This window comes from Ruegeria sp. BHSA162 (assembly GCF_059613385.1).
Map to the genome: position 1 here is coordinate 1 of NZ_JBXWSK010000036.1, position 23,452 is coordinate 23,452.

A 23,452-nucleotide genomic window follows, 5' to 3' on the forward strand; every position below is an offset into this window, starting at 1 on the left:
CCACTGCCGCCCAGTCTACCGTCACAGGCCAAGCTCCTTGGCCAGTCGCGTCGTGACCGCATCGATACGCGACCCGTCAGTGCCCCGAACAACCACGTTGGCCCCGAAGACGCCGTTGATCTGGAACGGGTAACACCCGATCGACACGTCGCCAAATTCCTCGGCCACGGCGGCCAGGGTCGCCGCGATGTCGCCTTCTCCCCGGTTGACCCGCAAGGTCTGCGACAACAGCGGTTTTCCTCCGGTCAGGGTGGGCAGCACACTGGCCACCATCGCCTGGAACACCAATGGGACGCCGGCCATCACATGGACATTACCCAGTGTGAACCCTGGCGCGGTGGAAACCGGGTTGTCGATCAGCGTTGCCCCGTCAGGGATGCGCGCCATGCGCAGGCGCGCTTCGTTCAGCTCCAGCCCCGATTGGTCGTAGTGCGCCTGCAGCAGGGCGCGGGCATCGTCTCGCACATCGATTTGCGCCCCGAACGCGCGGGCGATGCAATCGGCGGTGATGTCGTCATGGGTGGGGCCGATGCCCCCGCTGGTGAACACATGGTCATAGCCCTGCGACAGCGCCGTGACGGCGGCCTCGATCGCCGGTGCCTCGTCGCTGACGATGCGGACCTCTTTCAGATCGATGCCGTGTTTGGTCAGCTCCTGCGCCAGATAATGCATGTTGGCGTCGCGGGTTCGGCCGGACAGGATTTCATCCCCGATCACCAGCATTGCAGCGGTTGGGTTGGGCATGGCACGCTCTCCTCTTGATCGACCTTTGCGGCAGGTATAGGCCCGGAACCATGCGCTTTCAAACCCCCCTTGTGCCCGCCCGCCTGATCCGCCGCTATAAACGCTTTCTGGCCGACTGCAGGCTTGAGGACGGGCGCGAGGTGACGGCCCATTGCGCCAATCCGGGTTCGATGATGGGTCTGGCCGAACCGGGCGAAAAGATCTGGCTTGAGCCCAATGACGACCCGAAGAAAAAGCTCAAATTCGGCTGGCGGCTGGTCGATCATGAAAACGGCCATTTTACCGGCGTTGATACTTCGGTCCCCAACCGGGCCTTGCGCGCTGCGCTCCAAGCCCGGGAGATCCCCGCATTCGCCGCCTATGAAACCGTGCGGCCGGAGGTCAGATACGGCCAGAACAGCCGCATCGACTTTTTGCTTTCGCAACCCGGGCTGCCCGACGCCTATGTCGAGGTCAAAAGCGTGACCCTGTCGCGCGAACCGGGGCTGGCCGAATTCCCGGACAGCGTCACCGCACGGGGCACCAAACATCTGGGGGAGCTGGCCGAAATGGCCGCGCAAGGGCACCGGGCCATCCTGCTCTACCTGGTTCAGCGCACAGATTGCCGCAAATTCGCGTTGGCCGCGGATATCGATCCGGCCTACGCGGCAGAATTTGAAATCGCTCAAGCAAAGGGAGTAGAGAGGCTAGTATATGGGACTCGGATTTCGCCGGAAGAGGTTACTTTGGACAAAGCATTTTCCGATAGAACTTAAACTGCGCAGATTTCTCGCTGAAACTGCGCAACTCTGACTATCGAAAATGTATGAATTTCGTTGACTACGGGCACGCACCAATCCAAGTGCAAATAGCCTTTGCAACTGCCAGAATTCCGCCTCCGATGGTTGCACCGAGTGATTGAATGAACACCAGCGCAGCTAAGGCCGAAGTCCCGACAAAACTCGCCAACGCTATGACAGGCGCAGAAGTCAAAGTAAGAGTTGCGACTCCAGCTGCGCCAACGGCTACGATTATAGCGGCCACCGTCCAGGCCGCTACTGTACAGGCCGCGCAGGAAAAACTTGGTAGATTTTTGACGGACAGCGGCATATTGGCCTGCAGAATTCGTTGTGCCTCCGCCAAAAGTGGATCAACACGATTCCGGAAAACCTCATTGAATTCTCCAATCGAGTAATCAGGGACACACATTCCAACGCTATTCATTGTTGAACTGGGGTTATCCAATAATCTGGCTCTGAACTCTTCGTCCAGCACTGCGGCTTCGACAACATTCGCAAATAGTTCGCGATTAACGTGATAGGCCATTGCATTCTCCAAATTTGCTTTGATCAATACTGATACTCTAGCAAAAATGTGGGCATTTTTAAACGGCTATGGAATTTCCCGCTGTGTGCATGAAGAATCTGCTGCATTGATCTGTCGAAAAGAGTTGTACTTGCCCCGGCGGGCACCCGCGACCCTGCGCCCTCTGGTACTTTCTGCACAAGCAGCGTAGAAGGGATGCTGCGCAGAATTTTTTGGAGCCCCGCACGAATGAAAGAGCATCGTGGCCGTCTGACGAAGGACGGTATCCGCATCTACGAACAGGCTGACTTTGCCGGCATGCACGCGGCAGGGGCTCTGGCGGCGCGCATCCTGGATGATATTGCCGAGCATGTCTTTCCCGGCCAGACCACTGGCGAGATCGACCGGATCATCACCCAGATGGTCGAGGACGCCGGCGCGAAATCGGCCACCATCGGTTACAAAGGCTATCAGCACGCCAGCTGCATCAGCGTGAACCACGTGGTCTGCCACGGGATTCCCGGGGACAAGAAACTCAAGGATGGCGACATCCTGAATATCGACGTGACCGTGATCGTCGACGGCTGGTTCGGCGACACGTCGCGCATGTATGTGGCCGGAAAGCTGCCGCGCAAGGCAGAGCGGCTGATCCAGGTGACCCACGACGCCCTGTTCAAAGGCATTGAGATGGTCAAGCCGGGCAACACCTTCGGTGACATTGGCCATGCGATCCAGTCTTACGTCGAAGCCCACCGCATGAGCGTGGTGCGCGATTTCTGCGGGCACGGGCTGGGCCGCGTGTTCCACGCGCCGCCCAACGTGTTGCACTATGGCCGCCCCGGCACCGGCGCGGTTCTGGAAGAGGGCATGTTCTTCACCATCGAGCCGATGGTGAATTTGGGCCGCCCCGAGACCAAGACGCTGGCCGATGACTGGACCGCCGTGACCCGCGACAAGTCGCTGTCGGCGCAGTTCGAGCATTCGGTGGGCGTCACCGCAGACGGGGTCGAGATCTTTACCCTGTCACCGGGCGGCAAGTTCCACCCGACCTATTCCTCCTGATCGGCGGCCTGATCGCGCAGAAGCTTCAGCAGCAGGGTGTCCGGGCCCCATGACGTCACCGCGTCCTGAATGAAGACGGGTGCGGGCCGAGGCCGTGGCTCGGGTCCTGAGGTGGCCTGCGCCTCGAACCGGGCGGGCCAGAGTGGGCGTGAAAGTGCGCGGTCCATAACCGCAGTCTAGCACAGGCCGGTCAATGACCCAAAAGCCGCGGCGCGTCCTTCATGTCACGGATGACTTCAGCCCCGAGCCCGGCCAGGCGCGCGCCGTCATCGTGCGGCGCATAGGCAAGGCACCTCATCCGGGCCCGGATCGCGGCGGTCACACCGTTCGCACTGTCCTCGATGACGACGGGCGACTTCGCACCGAAATGTCGGGCCGCGGTCTGGAACAACCCCGGCTCGGGCTTGGCGCTGCCGACCTCATGGGCCGAGAAGATCGCGCCCTGGAACCTGTCCCACAGCCCGTTCTGGCCCAAGGTGATCTGCATCTTCTCGCGCCGCCCGTTCGAGGCCACACAGAATGGAATGCGCTGTTCGTCCAGATGGCGCAGCAACTCGGGGATTCCCGGAATCACGGGAACACCCGCGCGCAGCACATCATAGATCCGCGCATAGATCTGCTCGGTCCAGTCATCCGGCAGGTCAGCGCCCATCTTGCGAGCCGAGTCCCGGACGCCCGACATGGTGCCGCCCACGAACATCGACATGCAGTCCTGCAGCGACAGGTTCAGCCCATACCCGGCCAGGTTGTCGACCATCACTTGGTTGGAGATCGTTTCACTGTCGACCAAGACACCGTCGCAATCAAAGATTACCAGATCATGCATGCGTTCCGTCCCGCCACATCAGAGAGACATGGGTGTCGCCGTATTTGCGCGCATCGTGCAGCGTAAAGCCTTCGGGCGGGGCCATCGGGGCGTTCTCTTCCCAGACCACCAGCGTGTCATCGGCCAGCCAGCCGCCCTTGAGTGCCGCCACCAGCGCCTTTTGCCCCATTCCCTTGCCATAGGGCGGGTCGAGAAAGATCAGGTCGAACGGCGCTTCGGGATTATCGCCCAGCCGCGTCGCGTCGCGGCGGATCAGGGCGGTGCGGTTGGCGCTGCGGGTCAGGTCGATATTCTTGCGGATCAACCCCTGCGCCACCCGCCCGTCATCGACGAAGATGACATGCGCCGCGCCGCGTGACAGCGCCTCGAGCCCCAGCGCGCCGGTGCCGGCGAACAGGTCCAGCACCCGCAGCCCGTCGAAATCGATCAGGTGGTTCAGCACGTTGAACAGGCTTTCGCGAACCCGGTCGGTGGTGGGGCGCAGATGCGCGCCCGCATCCCCCTTGCCGACCGAGGCCAGCGCCCGGCCCCGGAAATCTCCGGCGATGATCCTCACGCCTTGAGCAGCGGTTTCAGATCCGCTGCGGGGTCGGCCACCACCGCCGGATCGGCGGTTTTTCCCGCGTCGATCAGGCGCTTGCCGACCATATAGGCGCGCGGGTCGTTCATCGCATCCACGGCCAGCAGCTGATCGCCCTGGTAATACCAGAACGAGGTGGTCGCTCCCTCGCCCGGACGGGTTACGACGTGGTCATAACCCATGTTCAGCCCGGCGATCTGCAGCTTCACGTCATACTGGTCCGACCAGAACCAGGGCGTGGCCACGTAATCCTTGCCCGCGCCCAGCATGTTCTGCGCCACCACCTCGGCCTGGTCGATGGCGTTGGGCACGCTTTCCAGACGGATTCGCCGGCCCTTGTAGGGGAACGAGGCGCAATCGCCCGCCGCCCAGATATCGGCGGCAGAGGTGCGGCCATGCACATCGGTTTTGATACCGTTTTCGATGGCAAGCCCGGCCGCTTCGGCCAGTTCGGTGGCCGGAGCGATGCCCACGCCGACCACCACGAAATCGACCTCGAGTTCGGTCCCGTCGCCCAGCACCGCGCCGGTGACCTTGCCATTCTCGCCGGTGATCCGGTCCAGCCCTACGCCTTCGCGGATGTCCACGCCATGCGCGCTGTGCAGTGCGCGGAAATAGTCGCTGGTCTCGGGGGCCGCGACACGCTGCAGGATGCGGTCAGCCATCTCGACCAGCGTCACCTGCACGCCGCGTTTGGCGCAGACCGCCGCGGCCTCGAGCCCGATATAACCGCCGCCCACGATCAGCGCCCGCGCGCCTTGGGTGACGGCGGGGGCCATCGTGTCCACATCGGCCAGCGTGCGCACCACATGCACGGCCGCCAGGTCTCCGCCGATCGCGGCAGGCAGGCGGCGCGGATGCGAGCCGGTGGTCAGGGCAAGCTGGTCGTAGGATATCACCTCACCGCTTATGGTCACGGTCTTGGCCGCCGGGTCGATCGCGCCCACCTGCTGGCCCAGACGCAGGGTGATATCGTTCTCGGCATAGAAACTTTCGGGGCGCAGGTAGAGCCGTTCAAGCTCCATCTCGCCCAGCAGATAGGCCTTGGACAGCGGCGGGCGCTGATAGGGCAGCACGGGTTCCGCCCCGATCAGGGTGATCGCCCCGTCAAACCCGCCTTTGCGCAGCCCGGCCACCAGTGATGACCCCGCCTGCCCGGCTCCGATCACGACGATATGGCTCATCTGGTCCGCCCCCTGTCAATTTCCCGTGGCTTGTGCCACCCGCCCACCTATATTGCGGCAAGGAGCGAGTTTGCAATTTCAATCGACAGGAGCATGAAGATGATTTCAACCGGCGACACCCTGCCCGAAGCAACCCTGATCCAGATGGGCGCTGACGGACCGGAAGAGGTGCGGGTCTCCAGCAAGATCAAGGGCCGCAAGGTGGTGATCTTTGCCGTGCCCGGCGCGTTCACCCCCACCTGCCACTCGGCCCATGTGCCCAGCTTCATGCGCACCAAGGACCAGTTTGCGGCCAAAGGCGTGGACGAGATCATCTGCGTGTCGGTAAACGACCCCTTCGTGATGAAGGCCTGGGGCGAGGCCACGGGCGCAACTGCGGCCGGACTGACCATGCTGGCCGATCCGGCCTCGGAATTCACCAAGGCGATCGGCATGGATTTCGACGCCCCGCCAGCCGGCCTGATCGCGCGCTCCAAGCGCTATGCGATGCTGGTCGAAGACGGCAAGGTCGTGGCGCTGAACCTGGAGGAAAGCCCCGGCGCCTGCGAGATTTCGGCTGGCGAAGGCTTGCTCGAAGTCATCTGACAGGACGGCCCCGGTGCGCACCGGGGCCATGCCACAGATCACGTTGGATGAAGGCCAATTAACTTGGCCCGCACCCGCGGATTGTGCCAGTGTTCCTGCATGGGAACCGGGAGCTCATTCATGAAAAGAATTCTAGCAGTCATTACTTTGGGTGGCGCGGGGCTGTTGACCGCGTGCGGGCCTGCGCCAACACCGCAGCAACAGGCTGCGCGCCAGCACGAAATCGCCTGTCTTGGCGGCACCCTGGGCGGCGCGTTGATCGGCGGCGCCATCGGCAACCAGTTCGGCGGTGGGTCGGGCAAGGATATTCTGACCGCAGCCGGCGCCGTGGCCGGCGGGGTCGAAGGCCAGAGATTCGCATGCTGAGGAGCGTCAGGATGAAACACTCGGTTCTATTGATGACGGCCCTGATGATGGCAGCACCAGCCGCCGCAGACAGCGTGGCCGAACTGAATGAGCGCGAATTGAACGCGATCGACGCCAACAACGACGGTTTCCTGTCGCGCGACGAATTCGATGCCTTTTCGGATTATGCCTATCAGGAGATGGACGATGACAAGAACGGCACGCTCGGTCTGGACGAGGCCAAGCCGTTCATGGATATCAAGATGTTCCAGAAGATTGACCGCAATCGCGACAACTCTATCTCTCGGTCAGAGTATGACTCGCAGATGAATGACGATTTCCTGTCTGCGGACAAAGACCGGAACGGTCAGTTGGATTGAGGCCCGGCGCCCCGGCACGGCTGACCCTGTGACCAATAGGAGCGCAGGCATGAGAGTATTTTATTGGCTTGGCGCGGTCGTTCTGCTGGCAGCGTGCGACGTCCCGCAGGCGCCGGTCGTGACCGGGCCAGACGGGCAAGCGCACATTCAGATCAATACGGCAGGTCTGACCTGCTATCAGACGCGCTGTCTGGACATCAATCCGGCGGCGCGTAGCGTACGGATGATGGGCAATCGCACCGCCGGAATCCCGCGCGACATCGACGTGAGCGACGGTACCGTGACCCCGGCCGAGTTCCGTCGTCTGGGCGAGGTAGCGATGTTGGCTGGGGGCATGGGGTCGCGGGGCGACCGCGGCTAAAGCAGGCTGTCCATCTTGCGCGCAAGCTTGGCGTCCTGAGACGACAGGCCGCCCACGTCATGAGTGGTCAGCACCACCTCGACCGTGCGGTAGACGTTGGACCATTCGGGATGATGGTTCCATTTTTCCGCAAAGATCGACACTTTGGTCATCCAGCCGAAGGCATCGACAAAATCGTCGAAGATAAAGGTCTTGGTGATCGCGTCACGATCCTTGACCATGGTCCAGCCGTTCTTGAACAGCGGATCCAGCAGCGGGCCACGGGTCTCGGTCGACAGAAGTTCGCTCATTGCTGTTCCTCCGGGTTGGCTTTTCTGAACGGGCCGTAATCCGTCAGAATTTCGATCTCTTCCCCCACCGCGCGGGCCTCGGCCTCGAGATACCGCGCGACGGCGTCCGCAAAGCCGGGATCGGCGATCCAGTGCAGGCTGTGCGTGCGCGTGGGCAGATAACCCCGCGCCAGCTTGTGTTCTCCCTGCGCGCCGGCTTCGACGCGGTCAAGACCATGCGCGATGGCAAAGTCGATCGCCCTATAGTAGCACAGTTCGAAATGCAGGCAGGGGTGATGTTCGTTGCAGCCCCAATAGCGCCCGAACAAGGTCTTGCGCCCGATGAAGTTCAGCGCCCCCGCGATCGGGTATCCGCCCCGCTCGGCCAGCACCAGCGCCACGTCATCGGCCATGGTTTCGTGAACGATGTCAAAGAATTGCCGCGTCAGATAGGGCGAGCCCCACTTGCGCGCGCCGGTGTCCTGATAGAACTCCCAGAACGCGTCCCAGTGATCGGGGCGCAGATCGGCGCCGGTCAGGGTGCGGATCTCGCCGCCAAAGGCATTGGCCTGCGCCCGTTCCTTGCGGATGTTCTTTCGCTTGCGCGAGGACAGCGCGGTCAGAAAGGCTTCAAAATCGGCATAGTCGTCGTTCAGCCAGTGAAACTGCTGCGAGTCGCGCGCCAGCAGGCCCATCTGCTGCCCGGCCAGCGCCTCGTCCCGGGTGCAGAAGGTGACGTGCAGCGACGACAGGCGATTGTCGGCGGCCAGTTGCACCGCCCCCTGCACCAGCGCCGACATGGCGATCCCGTCATAGCCGGGCCGTGTCAGAAACCGCCGCCCGGTGGCCGGGGTGAAGGGCACCGCGATCTGCAATTTCGGGTAATACCGCCCGCCCGCGTTTTCATAGGCATGGGCCCAGCTGTGATCGAAGATGTATTCGCCCTGGCTGTGCGACTTGGCATACATCGGCGCGGCCCCGATCAGCAGGCCGTCCAGATAGGCGGTCAGGTATTGCGGCTGCCAGCCGGTGCCCCGCCCGACCGAGCCGCTGTCTTCCAGCGCGCGCAGGAACCGATGCGTGGTGAACGGGTCCAGTGGGCGGGTGCCGTCGGCGGCCTCGGGGCAGGCGCAACTGTCCCATTCGGCCGCCGGGATCTGATCCAGCGCCGACAGAACCCGTATCTCGATCTGTGACTGGTCCATGTGCCCTCCTGCGTCCCCTGAACTATCTGTGACGCCGGCAGCCGGGTTCAACCCGGAATGGCGGCCAGATAGTTCTCGAAGGTCACGTTGTCGGCCACCTTGCGCGCCTCGGCCTCCTGTTCGGCCGAGCGCACCGTCCAGCACAGGATCGGCACGCCTTGCGCCTTCAACTCGGCCACGCGGGGGCGGGACAGGTCCTGCACCTCGTGGCTGATGAAGCTGGCGCCAACCCGGTCGAAATCGGGGATCTCGCGCAGGTGGTCGCAGACCTCGGCCGGCAGATGCTCGACTTCGGGCTTGTAGGAACAGGTCGTCAACCCACGCGGCATCTCCGGCGCAAGCCGGGCCAGCTCGGCCACCGAGTTGGGGTTGAATGACATCAGCGCGACCGGGCCGTCATAGGACTTGAGCAGCGCGACCGCGTCTTGCTCCAGCCGCCCGTCCACAGGCCCCATCGCACCGTGCTGATCCTTGAACTCGATCAGCAACGGCACGCGGCCCGCCACCAGTTGCAGAACTTCCTCAAGCGAGGGGATACCCTCGTCCCCGTGCAGCAGCGGAAGGTCCGCGGCCTCGGCCCGGGTGATCTGCTGGATCGCGCCGGACTGGCCGGTCAGGCGCGCCATGTCATAATCGTGGAACACCATGGCATGGCCGTCCGACGTCAGCTGCAGGTCAATCTCGATCCCGTAACCCGCAGCAATGGCGGCCCGGATGGCAGCCCGGCTGTTTTCCGGGCGGGTCTGGCGAATGTCATGCAGCGCCCGATGCGCAATCGGCGCGCCCATGAACACACGAGGCAGAGACGGTGTCATTGGATCTCGAAAATCCCTTCGATCTCAACCGCGACGCCCAGCGGCAGCGACGCGGCACTGACGGCCGAACGCGAATGGCGACCCGCATCGCCCAGCGCCTCGACCAGGAAGTCGGACGCGCCGTTGATCACTTGCGGCTGGTCGGTGAAATCGGCGGTCGAGTTCACGAAGCCGGTCAGTTTGATCACCCGCACCAGCTTGTCGATGTCCCCGCCGCAGGCGGCCTTGACCTGGGCCAGCAGGTTGATCGCGCAGACCCGGGCCGCCGCCGCACCGGCAGCGACATCCATATCGGCACCCAGCTTGCCGGTGATCAACGCATCGTCCTTCGAGATCTGGCCCGACACATAGACGATGTTGCCCACCCGCACGAACGGGACGTAATTGGCTGCCGGTGCGGGGGCGTCCGGCAGGGTCACGCCCAGGGATTCCAGTTTGGCTGCGATGCTCATGTGATTGTCCTCAACTTCATGTGACTCGGGCGGACGCTAACCGGGAACACCGCCCACGAAAAGCCGGAAACCGGCAATTTCGCATTTGCCCGCGATTTGGGCAGGTCTCCACTCATGCGGATGTGTTGAATGCAGGCCACTTTACCCGGGTCCGGCGCGCGGGTTAAACGCTAGGAGTTTCCTTTCGAGTGCGAAACGACTATGTGCCGTTGAATTGGTCCGTTGTGCCAACGAGAAAACGTATTGATTGAGTGTCCGGCTGGATTACATCCGGACGATCGGGAGTAACCAAGACCGTGTCCAACCGGATCCGTTTCAAGCACATCGTCGCAGTGTCGCTGTTCGCGGTTCTGTCGGCCTGCGCGTCGCAGCCCCAGGACGCAGCGGCCCGCGGCGAGGTCTTCGACCCCTACGAAAACGCAAATCGCGGCATTCACAAGTTCAATCTGGGCGTCGACCGGTTCCTGTTCCGCCCGGCCTCGAAAGGCTATGTGAAAATCGTACCCGACCCGATGGTCACCAGCTTCAACAACTTCGCTGAAAACATCTCGTTGCCCGGACAGGCCGTCGACTATCTGCTGCAGGGCAATCTGAAACAGTCGGGCAACGCCCTGCTGCGGTTCGTGATCAACTCGACCGTGGGCGGGTTCGGTCTGTCCAAACCGGCGGATGAGTTGAACCTGCCGCCGGTTGATACCGATTTCGGCGAAACGCTTCATGTCTGGGGCTTCGGCGAAGGGGCTTATGTCGAACTGCCGTTCTACGGCCCCTCGACGACCCGGGATGCGGTCGGCGTTGTGGTCAACCTGTTCTCGAACCCGATCAACTTCTCGCCGACGCGACCGGCCGACAACCTGGGCGTCTATGCCGAGGTGGTACGGCGGATGGGCGATCGGGGCAGATTCTCGGACACGGTCGACTCGATTCTGTACGAAAGCGCAGACAGTTACGCTCAGGCCCGCCTGATCTATTTGCAAAACCGCCGGTTCGAACTGGCAAGGGACGATGAGGATGCCTATCTGGGTCTGTATTCCGATCCCTACGCCGATACCGGCACCGACCCGGTCAGGGACCCATACCTTGACCCTTACGAGGACCCATATGAGGACCCCTATGCTGAATAACGCCATGAACCGCCGTACCTTTGCCGCCACCGCCCTGGCCGGGCTGGCCGTGGCTGGCCTTCCGCAGCAGACCCTGGCGTTGACCGAGGCCAGCGCGACACAACTGGTCAACAGCGTCGTTTCCGACATCACGCGCGTAATCGAGTCGGGCAAATCCGAAAGCGCCATGCTGCGCGATTTCGAAAAGATCTTCGTGCAGTATGCCGACGTTCCGATCATGGCGCGCTATGCGCTGGGCGCCGATGCGCGCAGCGCCAGCAATGCGCAGATGCGCGAATTCACCAAGGCTTTCCAGGGGTATATCTCGCGCAAATACGGTCGACGCTTCCGCGAATTCATCGGGGGTGAGGTCACCGTCAAGAATGCCCGCAAGATCAAGGCCGGCTACGAGGTTCGCAGCAGCGTCAAGCTGCGCGGCGAAGCACCGTTCGAAGTGACCTTCCTGGTGTCGGACAAATCGGGTCGCGACAAGTTCTACAACATGTTCATCGAAGGGGTGAACCTGCTGCTGACAGAGCGGACCGAGATCGGCGCCATGCTGGATGCGCGCAAAGGCAACCTGGATCAGCTGATCAATGACCTGAAAAAGACCGGCTGAACCAAACGGTCAGAGTAGTGATGACGCCGCGCAGGATCCCCGCGCGGCGTTTTTCGTGGCTCAGTTCAGGCGTTCGCCTGTCGCTTTCGCAAAATAGGACACTTTGCTCATGTCAAAGGCCAGGTTCAGCATCTGACCGGCCTTGGCACTGGTCTCGGCATGCAGGCGCGCGGTGACCTGTTTGCCGCCCAGTTCCGACACGACGTAGGTATCGGCACCCGCCGGTTCGACCATATCGACCAGGCAGGCGGCCTCTTGCACACCGGCACCAGCGCGGAACCCGGATTCAGCGATGTCCTCGGGGCGCAGGCCCAGGATCACTTCTTCGGGCAGGTCCAGATCGCGCGTATCCGTCAGCACGATCGGGTCAGCCCCATCCCGCGCAATGGCGACCTGCGTGCCGGTCCCGTTGCGCTGGACCCGCGCCGGGATCAGGTTCATCGCCGGCGAGCCCATGAAATCGGCCACGAACAGGTTGGCGGGGCGGTTGTAGATCTCGGCCGGAGTGCCGATCTGCTGCACCACACCGCCCTTCAGCACCACGATCTTGGTGGCCAGGGTCATCGCTTCGATCTGATCATGGGTCACATAGACGATCGAGGCATCCAGCGTCTGATGCAGCTTCTTGATCTCGGTCCGCATCTCGACCCGCAGCTTGGCGTCGAGGTTCGACAGCGGTTCGTCGAACAGGAACAGCTTGGGGTCACGCACCAGAGCCCGGCCCATTGCCACACGCTGTCGCTGACCACCCGACAATTGGCTGGGGCGGCGGTTCAGCAACGGCTCGATCTGCAGAAGCGAGGCGACCTCTTTCAGCTTGGCGTCCTGAGTTGCCTGATCGACGCCGCGCACCTTCATGCCAAAGGTGATGTTCTTGGCCACCGACATGGTCGGGTACAGGGCGTAGGACTGGAACACCATCGCGATGTCGCGGTCTTTGGGGCTGACATGAGTCATGTCCTTGCCGCCAATCGACAGCGTCCCGCCCGAGATCGGCTCGAGCCCGGCGATGCAGTTCAGCAGGGTCGACTTGCCACAGCCGGAAGGGCCGACCAGCACCAGGAAGTCGCCCGGTTCGATCGAGATGTTGATGTCCTTCAGAATCTCGGTTGCGCCGTAATTCTTGTACAGGTTTTGGATATCGAGGATGGGAGCCATGGGTTATCCCTTCACGGAACCGGCGGTCAGGCCGCGGATGAAATACTTACCGGCAACGACATAGACGAGCAGCGTCGGCAGCCCCGCGATGATCGCGGCGGCCATGTCGACGTTGTACTCTTTGACGCCGGTGGTTGAGTTGACGATGTTGTTGAGCGCCACGGTCACGGGCTGCGTGCCCGCCTGGCTGAACGAAACGCCGAACAGGAAATCGTTCCAGATCTGGGTGAACTGCCAGATCACGGTCACCACGATGATGGGCAGCGACAGCGGCAGGAAGATCGACCAGAAGATCCGAAAGAACCCGGCACCATCCACTCGCGCCGCCTTGGTCAGCTCGGCCGGGATGGTGACGTAGTAGTTGCGGAAGAACAGCGTTGTGAAGCCAAGCCCATAGATCACGTGGACGAAGATCAGGCCCGGAATGGTTCCGGCGATCCCCATCATGCCCAGCAGACGCGCCATCGGCAGCAGGACCACTTGGAACGGGATGAAGCAACCGAACAGCATCAGAGAAAAGATGATGTTGGCCCCTTTGAAACGCCACTGCGCGACGACAAATCCGTTCAACGCCCCCAGAAGGGTCGAGATTGCCACGGCAGGGACCGCAATCAGGACCGAGTTCCAGAAATAGGGCCGCAGGCCTTCGCACTGGATACCGGTGCAGGCGCCTGACCAGGCGGTTTTCCAGGCATCCAGACTGACCTCGCGCGGCAGCGAGATCAGCGATCCCGTACGAATTTCCTCGAGGCTTTTGAGCGATGTGGTCAGCATCACGAAAAGCGGCATCAGGTAGTAGAGCGCAAAAAGACCAAGCAGGACATACAGCAACCAACGCAGGGCAATCTTGCCCGTGGCACTCTGGCTGCGGGTTCGGGTTTGGGGCATCGACAGATCAGTCATTTTTCGCCCTCAGTTCTGAGTAGAGGTAAGGAACCACGATGGCAAAGACGACCAGCATCATGATCATCGCGGACGCCGCCGCCTGGCCGATATCGCCGCGCGAAAACGCCATCGCGTACATGTATGTTGCGGGCAAATCGGTTGCGTAACCCGGACCACCGCCTGTCAGGGCAATGACAAGGTCAAAGCTCTTGATCGCAAGGTGCGCCAACACGATGAAGGCCGACAGGAAGATCGGAGCCATCGACGGAATGATGATTGCCGTATAGATCCGCCAGGTGGGGATGCCATCGACCTGCGCGGCCTTGATGATCTCACCATCCACCGAGCGCAGCCCGGCCAGGAACAGCGCCATGACAAAACCCGAGCTCTGCCAGATCGCGGCGATGACGATCGTGTAGATCGCGTAGTCCGGGTTCACCAGCCAGTCGAACTTGAAATTCGGAAAGCCCCAGCCCTGGACCATGGCCTCGATACCCAGACCCGGGTTCAGGATCCACTTCCACGCGGTGCCGGTCACGATCATCGACAGCGCCATCGGGTAGAGATAGATCGTGCGGATCGCGCCTTCGACGCGGATCTTCTGATCCAGCAGGATCGCCAGCAGCAGGCCCAGCACCATCGCGATCACGATGAACAGCGCGCCAAAGACGTAAAGGTTGTTGATCGCCGTGTCCCAGCGGGGCGAGTCAAACAGGCGGTCATATTGGATGAAGCCCTTGATCTCGTATTTCGGCAGCAGTTTCGATCGGGTCAGCGACACCCAGGCGGTCCATCCGATAAATCCGTAGACAAAGATCAATACGGCGATGAACGACGGTGCCAGCACCACCTTGGGAAGGTGGTTTTCCAGCCATTCGGACATTTTTTCCTCCGGGGAAAGATGCTCTGCCCCGCAGTATAGGGGGCAGAGCGTGTTGGATCAGTAGCTGTTTGCCACCGCGTCCGCCAGTTGCTGAACCGCGTCAGCCGAGGACATATCCGAGTTGAAATGTGCGGTCACGACGTCGGTGATCGCACCAGCCTGCGCACCGCGCAGCGCCATGCCATGCGCGTAGGACGGCAGCAGCGAGCCATTGGCGGACGAAGCGCCCATGTCTTCGGCCGAGATCTTGGCGCAGATGTCGAACTTGTCCAGTGCGACGTCGGTCCGCGCCGGAATCGACCCCTTGTTCAGGTTGAACACTTCCTGGAACTTGGGGGCCACGATCAGCTTGGCGAGCAGTTCCTGACCGGCGCGCTTGTCGTCGCCGTCCACGTCGAACATGGCAAAGCTGTCGACGTTGTACAGATAGCCGTCACCGGGGGTCGAGGCGCACAGGAAGTCTTCGCCGGGGACCTTGCCCGCGGCCAGGAATTCACCCTTGGCCCAGTCACCCATGATTTGGAAGGCGGCCTCACCGTTCATGACCATGGCGGTGGCCAGGTTCCAGTCGCGGCCCGAGAAGTTCTCATCAACGAACCCGCGCAGGGTGCGCATCTGGTCAAAAATCTGAACCATCGTGTCCGAGGTCAGAGTCTCGGGGTCCAGATCGACAAAGGCCTTCTTGAAGAACTCGGGTCCGCCGATGCCCAGCGCAACTGCTTCGAAGACGGTTGCGTCTTGCCAGGCCTGACCACCATGGGCCAGCGGGATGATGCCTGCGGCCTGCAGCTTCTCGGCAGCGGCGTTAAACTCGTCCCAGGTGGTCGGCATCTCGATGTCATTGGCGGCCAGGATGTCGGCATTTGCCCAGATCCAGTCGATACGGTGCACGTTGACCGGTGCGGCACACCAGGTGCCTTCGCATTGCATATGCGCCGCGATCGAGGCGGGCAGGACTTCGGCCCAGCCCTCGGCCTTGGCAACGTTCGAGATGTCCGCCAGAACACCCTCTTCGTACCATTCCTGGATCGCCGGGCCTTTCAGCTGAACGGCGGTCGGCGCGTTGCCGGCCAGAACGCGGGCGCGCAGCGCGGTCATCGCCGCGTCTCCGCCGCCGCCTGCAACGGGCATATCCGTCCAGGTGCCGCCATTGGCCGCGAACTCTTCCTGCAGAACGGCGACCGACTTGGCCTCGCCGCCCGACGTCCACCAGTGAAGAACTTCGGCCTGCGGTTCGGCCATCACCGACGTGCCAGCCAGAACGGCCAGCGATGACGCCGTGGCGAGTGCGAAACGTTTCATGTTTGGTATCCTCCCAGATCCTTGTTTGCTGCCGCGGGGCAGCGATGCGGGACATTACCGGCAGCCGCTTGCCGTCTGGCAATGGCAAATATCCCATGTATCCGGCGCGGGCTGCAAATTTTCCCGCCTTTTGTTACAGCGTGTTACGTTGACCTTGAATCTGTTGCAGTCCGTTACAATTGAGGGCAGCGTCGAGGGGGAAATCGGGGAGGAACAGCGTGAGCATTCCACGTCTGCTGGTTGTGGATGACGATCCGGAAATCCGGTCGATGTTGACCCAGTTCTTTCACCAGAACGGGTTCATTGCCCTGCCAGCAGCCACCGAGCGCGAGGTGCAGGCACACCTGAAGTCAGGCCGCATCGACCTGATCCTTCTGGACGTGATGCTGGGTGACGAGAACGGGGTCGAGATCTGCGCCCGGCTGCGCCGCGAGCAGGACGTGCCGATCATCTTCGTGTCGGCCCTGTCTGCCGATCATCAGCGCATGGCCGGGTACGAGGTGGGCGCCGACGACTACATCGCCAAGCCGTTCAACCCGCAACTGCTGCTGGCGCGTGTGCGCGCGGTGATGCAGCGCGCGCGGCGCACGCCATCGCTGGCCTATCGCCGGCGGATCCGCACGTTCCGCTTTGGCGGATGGGTCTATGACGGCAAACGCGACGAGGTGCATGCCCCGGACGGGTACCAGGTGTCGCTGTCGCAGCGCGAAACCGCGTTGCTCAAGGTGCTGCTGGCCAACCCGCACATTCCGCTGACCCGCGACGAGATCGCCGCCGCGCTGGACGTGACCGGCACCGGTGACAAGCCCGAAGCGCAGGGTCGGGCCATCGACGTTCTGGTGGGGCGGCTGCGCTCCAAAATCGAGGCCAACCCCAAAGATCCGCAGATGCTGCGCACGGCCCGCGGTGTCGGCTATGTCTTCGCCTGCGAGGTCACCGTGGAACAGGAGGCATGACCCTGCGCCTGCGGGATCTGGGCTGGGCCTGGAGCCTGGGTGCGTTTGCTGCCGGGCTGCTGGCGGCAGGACTGTGGTTTTCATCCGTTCGCAACTGGGACGCCTATCTGACCCGGGCCTATGTTGCCGGGTTCTCGGTCTACGAAGATCTGCGCACCGGTCGCGCCTCGCATCCCGACGTATTGATCACGCCACTGCCGCCCGAGGCATCAAGTCTGGCCGATGCGGGAGAATTCGAGCAGTTGCCCGACCTTGCAGGACGCCGGTTTCTGACCAACCTGTCCATTCTGACCGACAGTTCCGCACCGCTTAGCGGACGGAACCTGACGCTTGCGGTCTTGTCCGACCGGCTGGTCTATCCGGTATCCGACATCGTGTCAGGCAGCGACCAGACCGGGCCGCAGAAGATGGGCAACCTGACACGCCTGCTGGCCACCTATTGCAGCGAACCCATTCTGGTGGCCCGGTTCGGTCAGGGCGCCTGGCAGAAGATCGACGGTACGCAGGTCTGGGGGTGCGATGCGGTCCCGACCGACCTGCGCCTGCCCGCGATCTTTCTGGCCGTCGTGGCACTTGCGATCATTCTGACATCGGTCGGCAATGTGACAGACAGCTTTTCGCGGTTCTCCCAGTCGCTGCGTGACCGCCGGCGCAGCGGGGGTCCGGACAGCTACGACATGTCCGGGCCGGCCGAACTGCGCGACATCGTATCGGCGGTCAATACGCATCTGGAGGACGAACGCGCACAGCTGGAAAAGCGTGCCACGGTCCTGTCCGGCGTCAGCCACGACCTTGGTACGCCAGCGGCCCGCGTGCGTCTGCGCGCGGCGCTGATTCCGGACGCCGAATTGCGAGAGAAGCTGGAGTCCGATGTCGACCAGATGACGGGCATGATCGAAAGCGTGTTGACCTACACCCGCTCGGAACTGAGCATCGAGGACCCGCGCCAAATCTCCCTCACCTCACTGGTCGAGTCGCTGGTTGCCGACTATCAGGACATGGATCTGCCTGTGACCCTGAAACAGGTCGCCCCGGTCGAGGTGGAGGGCGCGGCGTCGCTCTTCATGTCGCGGCGCGGGCATGGCTCGCTTCCGGAAACCCGCCGCATCCTTGTCATGGCGCGACCGATCTCATTGAAACGGGCGTTGACGAACCTGATCGACAACGCGCTGAAATACGGGCGCCACGCAACGGTTGAACTGGAAACCGACGCGGAAACCGCCACGATTGTCGTCGAAGACAAGGGAACCAACTTGTCCGTTTCGGATATCGAGGCGCTTATGGCCCCGTTCCGGCGTGGTTCGAACATCGGGTCGTCCGACGGGTTCGGACTGGGCCTGACAATCGTTGCAACCGTCGCAGAGCAGCATGGCGGCTCGCTGCGCTTTGAAGCGGGTGATCAGGGTCTGCGGGCGCGGCTGCAAATCCGGCGCTGAGACCGTCCACACGCAGGCTAGGAATAGCTTCGCACCAAGGCACTGGCGATCAGGGACCACCCATCTGCAATCACGAAAAACGCCAGTTTGAACGGCAGCGAAACCGTGGCGGGCGGCACCATCATCATCCCCATCGACATGAGTACCGCGGCCACTACAAGATCGATGATCAGAAACGGTAGAAATATCAGGAATCCGATCTGGAACGCGCGGGCAACCTCGGACAGCATGAACGACGGCATGAGAACCGACAGTGGCGCCTCCGGCGACAGCTCCATCGACGCGGTGTCGGGGCGCAAGGCCGCCATGGCCCGAAACGTGTCACCATCCAGCCGCGCCGCCATGAACTCGCGGAACGGCACCATGGCACGTTCCAATGCAGGCTCTACCGCAAGTGTTTCTTCGACCATCGGGCGGATCCCGGTGTCCCAAGCCTGGGTAAAAACCGGCTCCATGATGAAGTAGGTCAGAAACAGCGCCAGGCTGACGATCAGCATGTTGGGCGGGGACTGTTGCAACCCAATCCCCTGCCGCAGAATGGCCAGTACCGTGACCAGAAAGGGGAAACAGGTCACCATGATCGCAAGGCCGGGTGCCAGGCTGAGCACCGTGATCAGCAGGATCAACTGAATGGTTCGCGCCGATATGGATCCGCCGTCGCCCAACGACAGCGACAGCTCCTGTGCCGATGCCAGTGCTGGCGTCAGCACAAGGATCGCAATTGCACACCAGGCCGCCCGGCGCATCATCCAAGTCCGTTCTGGAAATCCGAAATCTCGGTCAGACGCACCGCCAATTGACCGGCATTGTCCCCCTCCATTTCCTCGAGCAGGCCACGAGCGACCAATTGGTCGCCGACATACAGATCCACCGGATCTTCGACCCGTTTGTCCAAGGTCAGAACGGCGTTCTCACCCATGGTCAACAGGTCGCGTATCAAGGGGCGCGCCCGACCGACGGAAACCGTCACCTCGATGGGAACGGCTTCAAACGGATTGGGTCTTTCAGGTTTGGATGCAGGTGCGTCACTCATTTGACAAAGCCTCTTTTGCCTCAAAAACATATGCGTCGAAAGCGGTGGCGATCGCGTCCAGCAGCGCGGTGCAATCAACCTCGGACCGGGCAGTGCCGACCTGCAACCGCGCCTGACCCGGCAGCAACTCGGGGTCCGCGACGACCTTGGGGAGGGGCGTTATGTCGGCGGGCAACAACGCCTCGACATCCCCTTCAACACCGGGTGGAACCAACAGAAGGATCGGTTGTGCAACCTGCGCCTTGGCCATTTCGCTCAACTGCTCGATCACACGAGCAACAAGCCCCCGATCCAACGCCTGGGGAAGAACGGTCTGAACCAGAGCGCTGAACATCGGTTCAAGCGACAAGGTCATCCGGGTCAGAGCTTCCTGGTAGGTGAAGGACATGTCGGAGAAGGCTGCCCGCATATCCTCGGCCAGCGCAGCACGACCTTGGGTTTGGGCCTGCAACGCATCCTCCCACCCCGCACCATATCCGCGTTCGAAAGCGGCAAGCCGCTCTTCCTCCAAAGCTTCTTCGTCCAGCAATCGCAGATCCGCGCCGTCGGCCTGAGCCGTGAAATCCTCGAGCAGGTGGGCGATCGACATCAAACCTTCTCCTCGTTTTCTTCCAGCCAGCTCCGCAGAATTTCGACCGTCTCTTCCTGTTTGTCCCCGATCATGGCGCGCAGACGGCCGACCGCATCTTCGCTTGCCGTGGACCCAATCGCAGGCACAGAGCCTCCGTTTTCACCCTGGCCGGTGAGAGCGCTGAATTCCTGTCCATCAGCATCTGAGATTTCACCGACAAGATATGGCGCGCCGCCCTCGGCGGAGGCTGCGGCAGGCGGCAAGGCTGGCACTGCGGCCGAACCGATCAGGATCGGCCGGATCACGAACAGCCCCATGACCAGCGATACGATGGCCAACACTGCCATCTGTATCAGCGACATCGTATCCAGATGGATGCTTTGCCAGACCGAAGCGGTCGCCAATGTTCCTTGCGGTTCGACATTGGGCAGTTCCAGGGATTTCAGCGTGATGACATCCCCGCGATCCGCATTGAAGCCCACGGCCGAGGCGACAAGCTCTTCCAGAGCGTCCAGTTCCGGCTGTGCCATCGGCATAAAAACCTCGGCACCGGTGGCGTCCGTTGTTCGGGTTCCGTTGACCAGCACGGCAACCGTCAGGCGTTTGATGGCCCCCGGCACCCGCAGAACTTCAAGCTCGGTCTCTGAAACCTCATAGTTGATCCGCTCGCGGGTTTGCGTGGCTGAAGAATTCGATTCATCGCTGCCATTGCCGTCCCCGTCCGGCAGGTTGGACGCGACCGTCACATCAGACGATTGATTGCGGGAGGTATCCGACCGTTCCTCGACATCGGTGCTGATTGCGACACGGCCCTTGGGGTCGAACCGCCGCTCTCTTATGGATTCGGTCTCGGTAACCGTGTCGACACTGACTTCGACCACCGCATTGCCAGGTCCGACGCGCGCCTCGACCAGCCGCAGGACGCGGTCGCGCAGGACCTTGGCCTTGTCATCGGCAGTGTCGGCGGCAACCGCCGTCTCTTGCGGGCCGATCACGGCGCCGGTGGAATCGATCACCGCAACATCCTCGGGCGCGAGGCCGGTCACGGCGGAGGCCACCAGAAAACGGATCGCCTTGGCCTGCTCAACCGTGATCTTGGCCCCGGATGGCACCAGATAGACCGAAGCGGTTGGCGAAACGCTGGGCTGGAACGGGCTTGTGGACCCGCTGGCAATGTGAACCCGCGCCTGCCCTACATGAGGGCTGCTGACGATGGTTCGTGCCAATTCACCTTCCTTGGCGCGCCAATAGGCAGCGTCGAACATCTGCGAGGTCGTACCGAACCCACTCAGCGTGTCCAGCAGTTCATAACCCCGGCTGCCATTTGCAGGCAGACCCTCGCTTGCCAGTGTCATGCGCAACTCGTCGCGTTGCGAGCCCGGAACATAGATTGAGCCGCCACGAATCTCGTAGGTCACACCGCGTTGATCCAGGGCCCGGACGATATCCCCCGCCGCCCCGCTTTCCAGCCCCGCATAGAGGAGTGTCATGGACGGAGACGTCACCAACCGCGACATCGCCAGGACACTCAGGAACACGACGACAGCCGCGCCCGACACGATGATTTGTTTGCGCCTGCCCAAACTTGCCCAGACAGTTCCGATCTGCTGCACGCTCACCTCCGACTCGCCGACATTCTGTGCGGCTCGTGCCCTGTTTGAACGATTGCCCTTAACAATCGGTTAGTCCCTGCGGGGTTATGACGGGTGCCGAACGCAAGAATGAGGACGCCATGACAGACGCGACCGTGGATGAGGCAGAAGGCCCGAAGAAGTCGGGTAAAAAGGGACTGATGATTGGCGTGGTTCTGGCGCTGCTGGGTGCTGCGGGCGGGTACTATGTGACCGCGTCCGGGTTTTTGGAAAAAGCCCCAGAGGCGGAGGGAAAAACAGCGGAAAACGCGGACGTCGGAGATGCAATCGATGCGTTGCCGGACGTCGGGTTCGTCGACCTGCCGCCCGTGATCGTGTCCGTGAATTCCGGCGATTCGCGCCATCTGAAATTCCACGCGCAACTTGAGGTGGCCGCCGGTCACGAGGCCGAGGTGGAAAAGATGATTCCCCGCATCATGGACGTGATGAACGGCTATCTCCGGGCCATCAACCTGTCTGACCTCGAAGACTCGCTGGCTCTGGTTCGCATCCGCGGGCACCTGCTGCGGCGCATCGGCATCGTCGTTGGCGAAGGTCGGGTACGTGACGTTCTGGTCACGGAATTCGTATTGAACTAGGAGGCGAAATTGGAACTGATCTCGGACATTCTGCTGGTCGCCGGCGCCTTGGGGGCCGGATTGTACTGTTTTGTTCTGTCCCGACGCCTCAGGCGGTTCACGGACCTGGAGCGGGGCGTCGGTGGCGCGGTTTCCGTGCTGTCCGCACAGGCGGAAGAACTGAAAAAATCCCTGGATGCCGCGCGTGCTGCATCTGACCAGTCCGGGCACAAACTGCAGGATCTGACCGTGCGCGCCGAGTCAGTCGCACAGCGGCTTGAGTTGATCATGGCGTCGATGCACGACGTGATCCCCGTGGACAAACCCGCGGCTGAAGAGCCTGCAAATTCCTCGGCCGAAACCAAAAAGCCTTCACCTCTTGAGGTAGAACCGGTCTCGTTGGAAGAAGAGGTCGGGCCAAAGGACCCCGAGCAACCCGCCGAGCCTGCGGCTGTGGAACAAATTCCATCCAGGCCGGAAGCCGAGGTCAAATCCACCAACGACCCCGCAGAGGATCCGGCCCCGATTCCCAAGGGCGTATTGTTCTTCAGGCACAAGGCGCAAGGTAGCGAGGCCCGATCCTGATGCGCAGCCTGCAACCTGCCCAGCGTCGACCACGTGGTGGCGTTCTGACCCTCATTTCAGCCTTGATGATCAGTTCCGCCATCATACGGCTGGCGCTTGAGGCTGGGCCGGCTTTGGCAAGGGGGCCTGACCCCTCGGAAGTCTCTGCACACAGCGCCGGCTCGGACGAAAAACCGGACATGCAAGCCTTGCTGACCGAATTGCTGCGTCGGGAAGCAGCCGTCAAACAGCGTGAGAGCGCGCTGCGCGACAGGGAGCGTGCCCTGGAGATTGCCAACGAGGCCATTGCGACGCGCCTTTCCGCATTGCAAGAGGCCGAGGCATCGCTGCGCGAAACATTGGCCGTGGCGGACAAGGCGGCTGAAACCGACCTTACCCGTCTGACCGATGTCTATCAGAACATGAAGCCCAAGGACGCCGCGGCGCTGTTCGAAACGATGGACCCGGTTTTTGCGGCCGGTTTCCTGTCGCGTATGCCGCCTGAGGCTGCTGCGGGTGTGATGGCCGGTCTCAGCCCCGAGGCCGCCTATACCATCAGCGTCGTAATGGCCGGACGCAACGCCAACGCCCCCACTGAGTAGCCGCCATGAGCCCCACCCTCAAAGACCGCTCTGCCGGAG

General features: G+C 62.1%; 31 protein-coding genes. 13 read left to right on the top strand and 18 right to left on the bottom strand.

Annotated features, from left to right (window positions below):
* Positions 1-21: 21 nt before the first annotated feature.
* On the bottom strand, positions 22-744 hold the full coding sequence (locus AC2FM5_RS11625; protein ID WP_170369097.1) for a competence/damage-inducible protein A: 723 nt from the start codon (positions 742-744) through the stop codon (positions 22-24).
* A 50-nt stretch (positions 745-794) separates the two neighbouring features.
* Between AC2FM5_RS11625 and sfsA the strand changes: the two genes are divergently transcribed.
* Positions 795-1,499 (top strand): DNA/RNA nuclease SfsA, encoded by a 705-nt coding sequence (gene sfsA, locus AC2FM5_RS11630; RefSeq protein ID WP_496735684.1) that lies wholly within the window; start codon positions 795-797, stop codon positions 1,497-1,499.
* Positions 1,500-1,563: 64 nt separating this feature from the next.
* Here the strand turns inward: sfsA and AC2FM5_RS11635 are convergent, their stop codons facing one another.
* Positions 1,564-2,049, bottom strand: coding sequence for a hypothetical protein (locus AC2FM5_RS11635; protein WP_093964116.1), 486 nt, complete (start codon positions 2,047-2,049; stop codon positions 1,564-1,566).
* 228 nt (positions 2,050-2,277) lie between these two features.
* Here AC2FM5_RS11635 and map point away from each other — a divergent pair, with 228 nt between their 5' ends.
* Positions 2,278-3,090, top strand: a complete 813-nt coding sequence (gene map / locus AC2FM5_RS11640; RefSeq protein WP_170360548.1) for a type I methionyl aminopeptidase — start codon at positions 2,278-2,280, stop codon at positions 3,088-3,090.
* Here map and AC2FM5_RS11645 read toward each other — a convergent pair.
* The 4 genes from AC2FM5_RS11645 to AC2FM5_RS11660 are packed head-to-tail and all read right to left on the bottom strand — an operon-like array spanning position 3,078 to position 5,680.
* Entirely contained in the window at positions 3,078-3,257 is a 180-nt protein-coding gene (locus AC2FM5_RS11645; RefSeq protein WP_170360546.1) for a hypothetical protein, read from the bottom strand. The genes map and AC2FM5_RS11645 overlap by 13 nt on opposite strands.
* A 23-nt stretch (positions 3,258-3,280) precedes the next feature.
* A complete protein-coding gene (locus tag AC2FM5_RS11650; RefSeq protein ID WP_496735687.1) occupies positions 3,281-3,916 on the bottom strand; it encodes an HAD family hydrolase in 636 nt (211 codons plus the stop codon).
* Positions 3,909-4,472, bottom strand: coding sequence for a 16S rRNA (guanine(966)-N(2))-methyltransferase RsmD (rsmD, locus tag AC2FM5_RS11655; RefSeq protein ID WP_170391268.1), 564 nt, complete (start codon positions 4,470-4,472; stop codon positions 3,909-3,911). The genes AC2FM5_RS11650 and rsmD overlap by 8 nt, the downstream gene beginning before the upstream one ends.
* Complete coding sequence (locus tag AC2FM5_RS11660) at positions 4,469-5,680, bottom strand: NAD(P)/FAD-dependent oxidoreductase (RefSeq protein ID WP_496735689.1); 1,212 nt, start codon at positions 5,678-5,680, stop codon at positions 4,469-4,471. Before AC2FM5_RS11660 ends, rsmD begins: the two co-directional genes overlap by 4 nt.
* A gap of 99 nt (positions 5,681-5,779) precedes the next feature.
* On the opposite strand from AC2FM5_RS11660, the gene AC2FM5_RS11665 reads away from it, so the two are divergent.
* The 4 genes from AC2FM5_RS11665 to AC2FM5_RS11680 all read left to right on the top strand — a co-directional run bounded on the left by AC2FM5_RS11665 (position 5,780) and on the right by AC2FM5_RS11680 (position 7,351).
* Positions 5,780-6,265, top strand: a complete 486-nt coding sequence (locus tag AC2FM5_RS11665) for a peroxiredoxin (protein ID WP_170391446.1) — start codon at positions 5,780-5,782, stop codon at positions 6,263-6,265.
* Between the two features lie 120 nt (positions 6,266-6,385).
* Positions 6,386-6,631, top strand: a complete 246-nt coding sequence (locus tag AC2FM5_RS11670) for a glycine zipper 2TM domain-containing protein (RefSeq protein WP_170439942.1) — start codon at positions 6,386-6,388, stop codon at positions 6,629-6,631.
* A gap of 11 nt (positions 6,632-6,642) precedes the next feature.
* The gene (locus AC2FM5_RS11675) at positions 6,643-6,990 is read left to right on the top strand and encodes an EF-hand domain-containing protein (RefSeq protein WP_170360535.1); all 348 of its coding nucleotides are present in this window, start codon (positions 6,643-6,645) and stop codon (positions 6,988-6,990) included.
* Positions 6,991-7,039: 49 nt separating this feature from the next.
* Positions 7,040-7,351 (top strand): hypothetical protein, encoded by a 312-nt coding sequence (locus tag AC2FM5_RS11680; RefSeq protein ID WP_170360533.1) that lies wholly within the window; start codon positions 7,040-7,042, stop codon positions 7,349-7,351.
* Here AC2FM5_RS11680 and AC2FM5_RS11685 read toward each other — a convergent pair.
* From AC2FM5_RS11685 to AC2FM5_RS11700, 4 genes are read right to left on the bottom strand one after another with little or no spacing between them, the layout of a single operon-like run.
* A complete protein-coding gene (locus AC2FM5_RS11685; RefSeq protein ID WP_170341049.1) occupies positions 7,348-7,641 on the bottom strand; it encodes a 4a-hydroxytetrahydrobiopterin dehydratase in 294 nt (97 codons plus the stop codon). The genes AC2FM5_RS11680 and AC2FM5_RS11685 overlap by 4 nt on opposite strands.
* On the bottom strand, positions 7,638-8,825 hold the full coding sequence (locus AC2FM5_RS11690) for a GNAT family N-acetyltransferase (protein WP_170596455.1): 1,188 nt from the start codon (positions 8,823-8,825) through the stop codon (positions 7,638-7,640). The genes AC2FM5_RS11685 and AC2FM5_RS11690 overlap by 4 nt, the downstream gene beginning before the upstream one ends.
* Positions 8,826-8,872: 47 nt before the next feature.
* Entirely contained in the window at positions 8,873-9,640 is a 768-nt protein-coding gene (locus AC2FM5_RS11695) for a glycerophosphodiester phosphodiesterase family protein (RefSeq protein ID WP_496735693.1), read from the bottom strand.
* Positions 9,637-10,092, bottom strand: coding sequence for a RidA family protein (locus AC2FM5_RS11700; protein WP_005980179.1), 456 nt, complete (start codon positions 10,090-10,092; stop codon positions 9,637-9,639). The genes AC2FM5_RS11695 and AC2FM5_RS11700 overlap by 4 nt, the downstream gene beginning before the upstream one ends.
* Before the next feature lie 296 nt (positions 10,093-10,388).
* Here AC2FM5_RS11700 and AC2FM5_RS11705 point away from each other — a divergent pair, with 296 nt between their 5' ends.
* Both AC2FM5_RS11705 and AC2FM5_RS11710 read left to right on the top strand, forming a co-directional pair.
* A complete protein-coding gene (locus AC2FM5_RS11705; protein ID WP_170341043.1) occupies positions 10,389-11,216 on the top strand; it encodes an MlaA family lipoprotein in 828 nt (275 codons plus the stop codon).
* Positions 11,206-11,814 carry an MlaC/ttg2D family ABC transporter substrate-binding protein gene (locus tag AC2FM5_RS11710; protein WP_170364106.1) on the top strand — a complete coding sequence of 203 codons (609 nt, stop codon included), beginning with the start codon at positions 11,206-11,208 and terminating at the stop codon, positions 11,812-11,814. Before AC2FM5_RS11705 ends, AC2FM5_RS11710 begins: the two co-directional genes overlap by 11 nt.
* A gap of 60 nt (positions 11,815-11,874) precedes the next feature.
* Here the strand turns inward: AC2FM5_RS11710 and AC2FM5_RS11715 are convergent, their stop codons facing one another.
* From AC2FM5_RS11715 to AC2FM5_RS11730, 4 genes are read right to left on the bottom strand one after another with little or no spacing between them, the layout of a single operon-like run.
* Positions 11,875-12,972, bottom strand: coding sequence for an ABC transporter ATP-binding protein (locus AC2FM5_RS11715; protein ID WP_093964104.1), 1,098 nt, complete (start codon positions 12,970-12,972; stop codon positions 11,875-11,877).
* A 3-nt stretch (positions 12,973-12,975) separates the two neighbouring features.
* Positions 12,976-13,875: a carbohydrate ABC transporter permease gene (locus tag AC2FM5_RS11720; RefSeq protein ID WP_170341932.1), complete on the bottom strand. Its 900-nt coding sequence runs from the start codon at positions 13,873-13,875 to the stop codon at positions 12,976-12,978.
* Positions 13,868-14,740: a carbohydrate ABC transporter permease gene (locus AC2FM5_RS11725; protein WP_170360524.1), complete on the bottom strand. Its 873-nt coding sequence runs from the start codon at positions 14,738-14,740 to the stop codon at positions 13,868-13,870. Before AC2FM5_RS11725 ends, AC2FM5_RS11720 begins: the two co-directional genes overlap by 8 nt.
* Positions 14,741-14,797: 57 nt before the next feature.
* Positions 14,798-16,042 (bottom strand): ABC transporter substrate-binding protein, encoded by a 1,245-nt coding sequence (locus tag AC2FM5_RS11730; RefSeq protein ID WP_496735696.1) that lies wholly within the window; start codon positions 16,040-16,042, stop codon positions 14,798-14,800.
* A 218-nt stretch (positions 16,043-16,260) separates the two neighbouring features.
* Here AC2FM5_RS11730 and AC2FM5_RS11735 point away from each other — a divergent pair, with 218 nt between their 5' ends.
* Both AC2FM5_RS11735 and AC2FM5_RS11740 read left to right on the top strand, forming a co-directional pair.
* Positions 16,261-16,998 carry a response regulator transcription factor gene (locus tag AC2FM5_RS11735; RefSeq protein ID WP_170360520.1) on the top strand — a complete coding sequence of 246 codons (738 nt, stop codon included), beginning with the start codon at positions 16,261-16,263 and terminating at the stop codon, positions 16,996-16,998.
* Positions 16,995-18,434, top strand: coding sequence for a sensor histidine kinase (locus AC2FM5_RS11740; RefSeq protein ID WP_496735699.1), 1,440 nt, complete (start codon positions 16,995-16,997; stop codon positions 18,432-18,434). The genes AC2FM5_RS11735 and AC2FM5_RS11740 overlap by 4 nt, the downstream gene beginning before the upstream one ends.
* A gap of 17 nt (positions 18,435-18,451) precedes the next feature.
* Here the strand turns inward: AC2FM5_RS11740 and fliP are convergent, their stop codons facing one another.
* Genes fliP through fliF form a run of 4 tightly spaced genes read right to left on the bottom strand, consistent with a single transcriptional unit; the run spans position 18,452 to position 21,651 of the window.
* The gene (gene fliP / locus AC2FM5_RS11745) at positions 18,452-19,180 is read right to left on the bottom strand and encodes a flagellar type III secretion system pore protein FliP (RefSeq protein ID WP_170433775.1); all 729 of its coding nucleotides are present in this window, start codon (positions 19,178-19,180) and stop codon (positions 18,452-18,454) included.
* On the bottom strand, positions 19,180-19,467 hold the full coding sequence (locus AC2FM5_RS11750) for a FliM/FliN family flagellar motor switch protein (RefSeq protein WP_170341923.1): 288 nt from the start codon (positions 19,465-19,467) through the stop codon (positions 19,180-19,182). The genes fliP and AC2FM5_RS11750 overlap by 1 nt, the downstream gene beginning before the upstream one ends.
* Positions 19,460-20,056: a FliH/SctL family protein gene (locus tag AC2FM5_RS11755; RefSeq protein ID WP_170433772.1), complete on the bottom strand. Its 597-nt coding sequence runs from the start codon at positions 20,054-20,056 to the stop codon at positions 19,460-19,462. The genes AC2FM5_RS11750 and AC2FM5_RS11755 overlap by 8 nt, the downstream gene beginning before the upstream one ends.
* Positions 20,056-21,651, bottom strand: a complete 1,596-nt coding sequence (fliF, locus tag AC2FM5_RS11760; protein WP_496735702.1) for a flagellar basal-body MS-ring/collar protein FliF — start codon at positions 21,649-21,651, stop codon at positions 20,056-20,058. The genes AC2FM5_RS11755 and fliF overlap by 1 nt, the downstream gene beginning before the upstream one ends.
* Positions 21,652-21,770: 119 nt before the next feature.
* On the opposite strand from fliF, the gene AC2FM5_RS11765 reads away from it, so the two are divergent.
* From AC2FM5_RS11765 to AC2FM5_RS11775, 3 genes are read left to right on the top strand one after another with little or no spacing between them, the layout of a single operon-like run.
* On the top strand, positions 21,771-22,268 hold the full coding sequence (locus AC2FM5_RS11765; RefSeq protein WP_496735704.1) for a flagellar basal body-associated FliL family protein: 498 nt from the start codon (positions 21,771-21,773) through the stop codon (positions 22,266-22,268).
* Between the two features lie 9 nt (positions 22,269-22,277).
* Complete coding sequence (locus AC2FM5_RS11770; RefSeq protein WP_496735706.1) at positions 22,278-22,832, top strand: hypothetical protein; 555 nt, start codon at positions 22,278-22,280, stop codon at positions 22,830-22,832.
* Positions 22,832-23,413, top strand: a complete 582-nt coding sequence (locus tag AC2FM5_RS11775) for a MotE family protein (protein WP_496735708.1) — start codon at positions 22,832-22,834, stop codon at positions 23,411-23,413. Before AC2FM5_RS11770 ends, AC2FM5_RS11775 begins: the two co-directional genes overlap by 1 nt.
* Positions 23,414-23,452: the final 39 nt, after the last annotated feature.